At 73.8% G+C, this 9,006-nt stretch carries 7 protein-coding genes; 3 read left to right on the top strand and 4 right to left on the bottom strand.

What is annotated here, in order from left to right:
- Positions 1-131 precede the first annotated feature (131 nt).
- Together ACFW1A_RS23035 and ACFW1A_RS23030 are read right to left on the bottom strand one after the other, a co-directional pair.
- The gene (locus ACFW1A_RS23035) at positions 132-2,408 is read right to left on the bottom strand and encodes a germacradienol/geosmin synthase (RefSeq protein WP_380411039.1); all 2,277 of its coding nucleotides are present in this window, start codon (positions 2,406-2,408) and stop codon (positions 132-134) included.
- 156 nt (positions 2,409-2,564) lie between these two features.
- Entirely contained in the window at positions 2,565-3,776 is a 1,212-nt protein-coding gene (locus ACFW1A_RS23030) for a pyridoxal phosphate-dependent aminotransferase (RefSeq protein ID WP_380411038.1), read from the bottom strand.
- Between the two features lie 88 nt (positions 3,777-3,864).
- Here ACFW1A_RS23030 and ACFW1A_RS23025 point away from each other — a divergent pair, with 88 nt between their 5' ends.
- Positions 3,865-4,245: a winged helix-turn-helix transcriptional regulator gene (locus ACFW1A_RS23025; protein WP_380411037.1), complete on the top strand. Its 381-nt coding sequence runs from the start codon at positions 3,865-3,867 to the stop codon at positions 4,243-4,245.
- Between the two features lie 12 nt (positions 4,246-4,257).
- Here the strand turns inward: ACFW1A_RS23025 and ACFW1A_RS23020 are convergent, their stop codons facing one another.
- Complete coding sequence (locus ACFW1A_RS23020) at positions 4,258-5,160, bottom strand: MerR family DNA-binding transcriptional regulator (protein WP_380411036.1); 903 nt, start codon at positions 5,158-5,160, stop codon at positions 4,258-4,260.
- 57 nt (positions 5,161-5,217) lie between these two features.
- Between ACFW1A_RS23020 and ACFW1A_RS23015 the strand changes: the two genes are divergently transcribed.
- Positions 5,218-6,003, top strand: coding sequence for an SGNH/GDSL hydrolase family protein (locus tag ACFW1A_RS23015; protein ID WP_380411035.1), 786 nt, complete (start codon positions 5,218-5,220; stop codon positions 6,001-6,003).
- 50 nt (positions 6,004-6,053) lie between these two features.
- On the opposite strand, the gene ACFW1A_RS23010 is transcribed toward ACFW1A_RS23015, so the two are convergent.
- Positions 6,054-6,431, bottom strand: coding sequence for a PPOX class F420-dependent oxidoreductase (locus ACFW1A_RS23010; protein ID WP_380411033.1), 378 nt, complete (start codon positions 6,429-6,431; stop codon positions 6,054-6,056).
- Positions 6,432-6,501: 70 nt separating this feature from the next.
- Here ACFW1A_RS23010 and ACFW1A_RS23005 point away from each other — a divergent pair, with 70 nt between their 5' ends.
- A complete protein-coding gene (locus ACFW1A_RS23005; protein ID WP_380411031.1) occupies positions 6,502-8,877 on the top strand; it encodes a Tex family protein in 2,376 nt (791 codons plus the stop codon).
- The last annotated feature ends 129 nt before the right edge of the window (positions 8,878-9,006 follow it).

The following is a 9,006-nucleotide window of genomic DNA, read 5'->3' as shown; positions in this document are numbered from 1 at the left end:
AAACCCTGGGGGGGGGGGGATGGGGGGGGGGGGGCCGGGCTGGGGGGGGGGCCCCGGCCCGACCCCCCCCCCCCCCGCCGGGGGGGGCCGGGGGGGCGCGCGCCCCGGGGGCCCACCCGTGTCCGTCCCGGTCAGCGCCCGGTGCCGGCGGCCGCCAGGGCGGTGAGGATCCGGGCGGCGGAGGTGCCGAGACCGCCGGGGACCGGGATCCGGAAGGCGGCTGCGGCGGGCCCGCCGACCGCCGCCGCGGCCAGCCGGGCCCGGTGGGCGGCCGGCTGGTACTCGAACTCGGAGTCGTGGTACCGCGCCACCCCGCGGTGCCAGACGTGGATGCCGCTCATCCAGTTGCGCAGGTCGCCGACGTAGCCGTCGAGCTCCGCGCGCTGCTCCGGGTCGAGCGCGAAGTCCTCGTAGAGCTGCGGGAGTTCCAGCGCAGTCAGGTGCTCGAACTGGCGCATCCGGGAGGTCTGCAGATCGCTCACCACCCGCAGCGCGTGCTCCAGGTCGCAGTCGAGGAAGTGCTGCACCACCAGCACGGCGTTGTGCAGCTCGCCCTCGAACTGGACCTCCTTGCGGTAGGAGTGGAGGTCGTTGATCAGCCAGGCGTAGTCGGCGGCGGCGCGCTCGACGGCCTTGACGGTGCCGGACTCCCAGACCTCGGCGGGCGCGGTGCGCCGCCGGCCCCACCTGGTCAGGCTCATGGTCATGTCGGAACCGAAGGTGTCGCGGCGCATCTCGATGTAGTCCACCGGGTCCGGGATGCGGTTCTCGGCGCGGTTGGCGATCTCCCAGACCCAGCTCTCCAGCATCCGGTGGATGCCCGCGGCGAAGGCCTCGCGGCCCGCCCGGTCCATCGGCGCGGCGGTGCGGGCCCAGAGCTCGGCCAGGCCCTGCTCCAGCAGGCTGAGCGGCTCGGGGGTGGCGGTGACGTCGGCGACCGGGGTGAACCGGGCCAGCCGGTCCACGCAGGCGCGGGCCCCGGCCGGGTCGGCGGGGTGGCCGTAGGCGATCGGGAACCAGTCGTCGGCGTAGGTACCCCAGATCAGCCACTCGGCGGAGAGCTCCAACTCCGCCGGGGTGGCGTCCGGATCGATGCCGGCCGAGCAGAGGGCCAGGTCGGCGGCGGCGAGCTTGCGCTCGTCCCAGACGCCCGAGTCGGCCAGCCCGGGCCGCACGTCCAGGTAGCCCCGGTCGCGGGCCCAGGCGGCGCTGGCGCGGCGGACCGCCGCCAGGTGCGGGCTGAGCGCGGGGGTGAAGGGCTGGTACATCTCCGGCACCCGGTACTCGGGCACCGGCTGGTAGGGGACGTGGCTGAAGCTGCGCAGCACCCGGGGGTCGACCAGGCGGCGCAGGTCGGCGGCCGAGGTGCCGAGGCCCACCGGGGTCGCGGAGAACGAGGGGCCGGCCAGCCCCGCGCGGTCGTTCATGTAGCGGCTGGAGCGCAGGTGCCACTCGTGGCCGCCGGACTGCCAGTCCTGCAGGCCCTTGGCGTAGCCGAGCACCCGGGCCATCTCCGGGGCGCTGAGCCGGTGTTCGGCGAAGAGCGGGGGCAGCTCGGTGAAGAAGGTGTTCTCGAACTGGTGCAGCCGGCTGGTGAGCAGCTCGTTGACGGCGTCGGCGGCCTGCTGGGGGGAGTAGTCGAGGAAGGTCTCCAGCACCAGCACGCCGTTGCTCAGCTCGCCCTCGGTGCCGACCTCGCGCTGGTAGGAGAACAGGTCGTTGCGCAGGTGCACGCCGTCCGAGAAGGTGTCGCGCAGCACCCGCAGCGGGCGGCTGTGCGCGACCCGGGCGGGCACCTCGGCCCGGGCGGCGTACTCGACCAGGCCGGCCGACCAGGGGGCGCCGCCGACCTTGCGGCGCATCTCGATGTACTCCACCGGGTTGGCCACCCGGCCCTCGTTGATGTTGGAGAGCTCCCAGAGCGACTCGTTCAGCAGGTGCTCGGTGGACTCCCGGAACCGGGCCCGCCAGTCCATGGACATGTGCGGCACGGTGCGGGCCCACAGGTCGGCCAGGCCGGCCTCGACCGGGTTGGTCGGCTCGGGGAAGCCGTCCGCGAGGTCCATCGGCATGAAGAGCGGGAGCCGGTCCAGGTAGGCCTTGCCGCCGACCCGGTCCAGCGAGCGCTTGAAGGTCTCCAGGAAGTGGTCGTCGAAGAAGAAGACCCAGACGTACCAGTCGGTGACCAGGTCCAGCGCGGCGCTGTCGCAGTCCGGGTGGGTGTAGGCGCAGAGCAGCGCGTAGTCGTGGTCCTCCAGGTCCTGCAGGCCCCAGATGCCGGAGCCCTCCAGCATGCCCATCGCGCGCGCCCACGCCCTGGTGTGCTCCCGGGCCCCCTCCAGGTGCGGGTTGAGCCGGGCCGGGTGCGGCAGGTAGAAGTCGGGCAGCTGGAACGGTTGCGTGGTCACGGGAGCCCCCCAGGCAGAAGTCGACCGTCGATCTTCCTCAGTCTCAGTGGAAGATCGACGGCCGGTAAGACGCGCACGGCAGTGCGGGGGAGGCGTGCGGCTCGGGTGTGCGGAATCTTTCGAGTGAATGTCCGTCCGTTCGCCCGAGCGCCCGCGCTACTGACGATACGTCGCGAGGAACCGCCCGATCCGGCTGATCGCGGTCTCCAGCTCGTCCTTGCGGGGCAGCGTGACGAACCGGAAGTGGTCCGGGCGGGGCCAGTTGAAGCCGGTGCCCTGGACGATGTGGATCTTCTCACGGAGCAGCAGGTCCAGCACGAACTGCTCGTCGTCGTGGATCCGGTGCACCGCCGGGTCCAGCTTGGCGAAGGCGTAGAGCGCGCCCTTGGGCTTGACGCAGCTCACCCCGGGGATCTCGTTGAGGGCCCGCCAGACCACGTCGCGCTGCTCGGTCAGCCGGCCGTTGGGCAGCGTCAGGTCGTGGATCGACTGGTGGCCGCCGAGCGCCGCCTGCACCGCGTACTGCGCCGGGACGTTGGGGCACAGCCGCATGCCGGCCAGCATGGTCAGGCCCTCCAGGTAGTCCTTGGCGTGCTCCTTCGGGCCGGAGACCACCAGCCAGCCGCTGCGGAAGCCGGCCACCCGGTAGGCCTTGGAGAGGCCGTTGAAGGTGAGGGTGAGCACGTCGTCGGCGAGCGCGGCCAGGCAGTGGTGCTCGACGCCGTCGTAGAGGATCTTGTCGTAGATCTCGTCGGCCAGCACCATCAGCCCGTGCCGGCGGGCCAGGTCCAGGATCCCGGTGAGCAGTTCCTTCGGGTAGACCGCGCCGGTGGGGTTGTTGGGGTTGATCACCACGATCGCCTTGGTGCGGTGGGTGATCTTGGTGGCGATGTCGGCGAGGTCCGGGTACCAGTCGGCCTCCTCGTCGCACAGGTAGTGCACCGCCTTGCCGCCGGCGAGCCGGACCACCGCCGTCCAGAGCGGGAAGTCGGGGGCCGGGACCAGTACCTCGTCGCCGTCGTCGACCAGCGCCTGGACCGCCATCTGGATCAGTTCGGACGCCCCGTTGCCGAGGAAGACGTCGTCCACCCCGACCCCGGTGACACCGCGCTGCTGGTAGTACTGCACCACGGCGCGGCGGGCCGGCAGGATCCCGCGCGAGTCGCTGTAGCCGTGCGCGCTCGGCAGGTTGCGGATCATGTCCTGGATGATCTCCTCCGGCGCCTCGAAGCCGAACGGCGCCGGGTTGCCGGTGTTCAGCCGCAGCACGCTGTGCCCGGCCTCCTCCAGTGCGTTCGCCTGGTCGACCACCGGGCCGCGGATCTCGTAACACACGCCCGCGAGCTTGCTGGACTGTCGAAACTCCATTGGGTGCCTCCCGGCCCGAACCGTCCGTGTTGCTTTGTTCTACCAAGTAGGCACTTGGAAAGTCCAACCTATTGGCTATGCTGATGGCATGTCACGCCGAAGCTACGACCAGTACTGCGCGATCGCCCGGGCCCTGGACGCGGTCGGGGAGCGGTGGAGCCTCCTGATCGTCCGTGAGCTGCTGGGCGGTCCGCGCCGGTACACCGACCTGCACGCCGACCTGCCCGGGGTCAGCACGGACATCCTGGCCGCCCGGCTCAAGCAGCTGGAGGCCGAGGGGGTGGTGGAGCGCCGCCGGCTGGAGCGGCCGGCCAACGCCACGGTCTACGAGCTGACCGAGCACGGGCAGGCGCTGCGCCCGGTGGTGGCCGCCCTGGGCGACTGGGGGCTGGCCGTGCTGGGGGAGCAGCGGCCCACCGACGCGGTGCGCGAGCACTGGGTCACCGGCGCGGGCGCGCAGCTGCACTGAGCTGCGGGCCCGCTACGGCGCGCCGACCTCGGCCCGCAGCGCCGCGCTGATCCAGTCGTGCGCCGCCCCCATGGTCGGGCGCGGGTGCAACTGCCCCGCGAGCGACCAGTAGCGGGCCAGCAGGTCGTGCGCGCTCGGCCGCCCGGCCAGCTCGCGCCGGTAGCCGGCCGAGTCGGTCCGGCGCTCCGCCCGCGCGTACGCCGCCACGAACGCGCCCAGCGCCTCGGTCGGCGCGCCCGGCGCGGGCCGGTCCAGCTGGGCCAGCGCCAGCTCGTAGGCCTCGCCGGTGTCCCGGTACACCTGTTCCAGTCCCGGGCAGTCGTCCGGCTGCGGGCCGCGCACGGCGGCCGCGTAGCCCCGGTCCAGGGCGAGCCCGCGCAGCCGGGCGTAGGCGAGGGCCTGGGCCGGCGTCGGGTCGGTCGGCAGCTCCGGGACGGCGGCGTCGACGATCGCGCCCTTCAGCCGGGCGGGCAGGCGCAGCGGCAGGATCCGGTGCCAGAAGGCGGCGAACGCGTCCTGGCTGGGCTGCTCGCGCAGCGCCTCGCCGAGCACCAGCAGCTGGTCCGGCGCGCCGGCCAGGGCGGTCAGCGCGGCCTCGCGCCAGCGCAGCTCGGCGAGTTGGCGGGCCAGCTCGCGCCGCTGCCCGGCCAGCGCCTCGGCCAGCGGGAGCTCGCCGCGGGCCACCTCGGCGGCGCCGGCCAGCGACAGGCCCAGCGCCCGCAGGCCGCGCAGCTCGCGCAGCCGGGCCAGCGCGGGCCCGCCGTAGCGGCGGTGGCCGCCGGCGCTGCGCGCGGCCTCCGGGAGCAGGCCCTGGTCGGAGTAGAACCGCACGGTCTTGACGCTGACCCCGGCGAGCTCGGCGAGCACGCCGATGGTCAGGCTGGTCTCTCCCCCCGGGGGAGTTCCTCCGCTCACACCCCTGAGCATAGGCGCCGGGGCCCGCGGCGGACCCGCTAGTAACATCGGGGGGCCATGACTACTGCCACCCGCTTCACGAGTTACGTCGCTCTCGGGGACTCCTTCACCGAGGGCATGTGCGACGACCTGTTGCCCGACGGGCACTACCGGGGCTGGGCCGACCGGCTCGCCGAGGCCCTCGCGCGGGAGGTCGCCCCCGCCGACTTCCGGTACGCCAACCTGGCCGTGCGCGGCAAGCTGATCGGCCAGATCAGCGCCGAGCAGCTGGACCCGGCCGTGGCCCTGGGCGGCGAGCTGGTGACCCTGGCCGGCGGGCTCAACGACGTGCTCCGCCCGGGCTGCGAGATCGACCGGGTGGAGGCCCGGCTCGGGGAGGCCGTCGAACGGCTGCTCGCCACCGGTGCCACCGTGGTGCTCTTCACCAGCACCGACCCGACCCGCCGGATGGCCGGCAGTGCCCGGCTGATGCCCGCGATCCGGCGGCTGCGGGCCTTCGTCGAGCGGCTCGGCGAGCACCCCCGGGTGGCCGTGGTGGACCTGTTCACCGCGACCGTCTTCGACGACCGCCGGCTCTGGGCCGAGGACCGGCTGCACCTCTCGCCGGAGGGCCACCGCCGGGTCGCCGAGGCGGTGCGCCAGGCGCTCGGCCGCGAGGCCGCCTTCGACTGGCGCGCCCCGCTGCCGCCCGCCGCGCCGGTCGGCCGGCTCGCCCGGGTCGGTGCCGACCTGCACTGGCTGCGGGTGCACGTCGGGCCGTGGCTGGTGCGGCGGCTGACCGGGCGCTCGTCCGGGGACGGGCGCCCGCCCAAGCGGGCCGAGTTGACCCCGTACCAGCCCTGACGGGTTCAGTCCTGAAGGGTTCAGTCCTGAAGGGTTCAGTCCTGAAGGGTTCAGTCCTGAAGGGTGATGCGGATCCCGACCGTGCCGTCGGTGCCGCGGCGCAGCCGGCTGCCCAGCAGGGTCAGCCGGCCGACCAGCCCGTACTTGCGGGCCAGCAGCGTCCGGTAGCCGGCCGCGTCCACCAGTTCGGCGTGCGCCGGGACCGACCCGCCGGTCGGGTTGCCGCGCAGGTCGCACGGACCGACCAGCACCTCGGGCCGGCGCCGGATCCGCTTGACCTTCCAGCTGTCGGCCACCGTCCAGACGCCGAGCGAGTCGCCGTCGCGGACCACCCAGACCGGGGTGGGCACCGGCGTGCCGTCCTTCTTGTACGAGGTGACCAGCAGGTACTTTCCCGCACCCAGCCGTTCCAGCAGCGCCTCATCCATACCGGGACCCTACAACTGCCAGAATGCAGGGCGTACCCGCAAGGCAACTCTGGAGAAGGTGACCGGCTTCGTGACCACGCCAGCCGAAGAAGCAGTCGGGCGACGGATCGCCGAGGAACTCGGGGTCCGCGAAGGGCAGGTGAGGGCGGCTGTCGAGCTGCTGGACGGCGGTTCGACCGTCCCGTTCATCGCCCGCTACCGCAAGGAAGTCACCGGCGAGCTGGACGACGCCCAGCTGCGCACGCTGGAGGAGCGGCTGCGCTACCTGCGCGAGCTGGAGGAGCGCCGGGCCGCGGTGCTGGAGTCGATCGAGGCCCAGGGCAAGCTGGACGACGCGCTGCGCGCCCAGGTCCTGGCCGCCGACTCCAAGGCCCGGCTGGAGGACATCTACCTGCCGTTCAAGCCCAAGCGCCGGACCAAGGCGCAGACCGCCCGCGAGGCCGGTCTGGAGCCGCTGGCCGACACCCTGCTCGCCGACCCCGGCCAGGACCCGGCCGCGCTGGCGGCGGGCTACCTGAACGAGCAGGTGGCCGACGCCGCCGCCGCCCTGGACGGCGCCCGGGCGATCCTGGTCGAGCGGTTCGGCGAGGACGCCGACCTGGTCGGCTCGCTGCGCGAGCGGATGTGGACCCGCGGCCGGGTGGTCGCCACGGTGCGGGCCGGCAAGGAGCAGGAGGGCGCCAAGTTCGCCGACTACTTCGACTTCGCCGAGCCCTACACCAAGCTCCCCTCGCACCGGATCCTGGCCATGCTGCGCGGTGAGAAGGAGGAGGTGCTGGACCTCGAACTCTCGCCGCTGGACGGCGAGGAGGGCGGCGACCTGCCCGGCGAGAACGACTACGAGCAGCGGATCGCCGCCCGGTTCGGCATCGCCGACCGCGGCCGGCCCGCCGACAAGTGGCTGACCGACACGGTGCGCTGGGCCTGGCGCACCCGGATCCTGGTCCGGCTGGGCCTGGACCTGCGCGGCCGACTGCGCCAGGAGGCCGAGGACGAGGCGGTCCGGGTGTTCGCCGCCAACCTGCGCGACCTGCTGCTTGCCGCGCCGGCCGGCACCCGGGCAACCATGGGCCTGGACCCGGGCTTCCGCACCGGCGTCAAGGTCGCGGTGGTGGACGCCACCGGAAAGGTGGTCGCGCACGACACGATCTACCCGCACCAGCCGGCCAACAAGTGGGACGCCGCGCTGCACACCCTGGCGACGCTGGCGGCCACCCACCGGGTGGACCTGATCGCGATCGGCAACGGCACCGCCTCGCGGGAGACCGACAAGCTGGCCGAGGACCTGATCAAGCGCCACCCGGAGCTGAAGCTGACCAAGGCGATCGTCTCCGAGGCCGGCGCCTCGGTCTACTCCGCCTCGGCCTTCGCCTCCCAGGAGCTGCCGGAGCTCAACGTCTCGATCCGCGGCGCGGTCTCGATCGCCCGCCGGCTGCAGGACCCGCTGGCCGAGCTGGTGAAGATCGACCCCAAGTCGATCGGTGTCGGCCAGTACCAGCACGACCTGAGCGAGACCAAGCTGTCCCGCTCGCTGGACGCCGTGGTCGAGGACTGCGTGAACGCGGTCGGCGTGGACGTGAACACCGCCTCGGCCCCGCTGCTCACCCGGGTCTCCGGGGTGACCGCCACGCTGGCCGAGAACATCGTCGCGCACCGCGACGCCAACGGTCCGTTCCGCACCCGCCGGGCGCTCAAGGACGTGGCCCGGCTGGGCCCGAAGGCCTTCGAGCAGTGCGCCGGCTTCCTGCGGATCCCCGGGGGCGACGACCCGCTGGACGCCTCCTCGGTGCACCCCGAGGCCTACCCGGTGGTGCGCCGGATCCTGACCAGGACCGGGGGCACGGTCAAGGACCTGATCGGCAACGGCGCGGTGCTGCGCTCGCTCAAGCCGTCCGAGTTCGCCGACGAGACCTTCGGCATCCCGACCGTGACCGACATCCTGGGCGAGCTGGACAAGCCGGGCCGCGACCCGCGCCCGGCCTTCCGCACCGCCACCTTCAAGGAGGGCGTCGACACCATCGGCGACCTGGTGGTGGGCATGGTGCTGGAGGGGGTGGTCACCAACGTGGCCGCGTTCGGCGCCTTCGTGGACGTGGGCGTGCACCAGGACGGGCTGGTCCACGTGTCGGCGCTGTCCGCGCGGTTCGTCAAGGACCCGCGCGAGGTGGTGAAGCCGGGCGACGTGGTCACCTGCAAGGTGGTCTCGGTGGACGTGCAGCGCAAGCGGATCGGGCTGACCCTGCGGCTGGACGAGGAGACGCCCAGGGGCGGCTCCGGCGGCGGCCGGGACCGGGGCGAGCGCGGCGACCGGGGCGACCGGGGCGAGCGCGGGTCGCGGCCGCCCCGGCAGGACCGGCGCGGTGGCTCCGGTGGCTCCGGCGGCGCGGCCCCGGTGGTGAACAGCGCGATGGCGGACGCGCTGCGGCGGGCCGGGCTGGGCAAGTAGGCGGGCGCGGCACGTGGCCGGGCGCGGGGGGGGGGGGGGGGGCCCCCCCCCCCCCCCCCCCGGCCCCCCCCCCCCCCCCCCCCGGGCCCCCCCGGCCAGTAAGCCCCCCCCCCCGACAAAGCCCACCAC

The organism is Kitasatospora sp. NPDC058965, assembly GCF_042741245.1.
Lineage (GTDB): Bacteria > Actinomycetota > Actinomycetes > Streptomycetales > Streptomycetaceae > Kitasatospora.
Note: the sequence above shows the minus strand (reverse complement) of the source record. Positions and strands in the feature narration are given on the sequence as shown.

What these genes read in the sequence shown, in the direction of transcription:
- ACFW1A_RS23025 (WP_380411037.1), top strand. Translation starts at nt 3,865, where the DNA reads ATGTCACGCCGAAGCTACGACCAGTACTGCGCGATCGCCCGGGCCCTG.
- ACFW1A_RS23030 (WP_380411038.1), bottom strand. Translation starts at nt 3,776, where the DNA reads ATGGAGTTTCGACAGTCCAGCAAGCTCGCGGGCGTGTGTTACGAGATC.
- ACFW1A_RS23010 (WP_380411033.1), bottom strand. Translation starts at nt 6,431, where the DNA reads ATGGATGAGGCGCTGCTGGAACGGCTGGGTGCGGGAAAGTACCTGCTG.
- ACFW1A_RS23015 (WP_380411035.1), top strand. Translation starts at nt 5,218, where the DNA reads ATGACTACTGCCACCCGCTTCACGAGTTACGTCGCTCTCGGGGACTCC.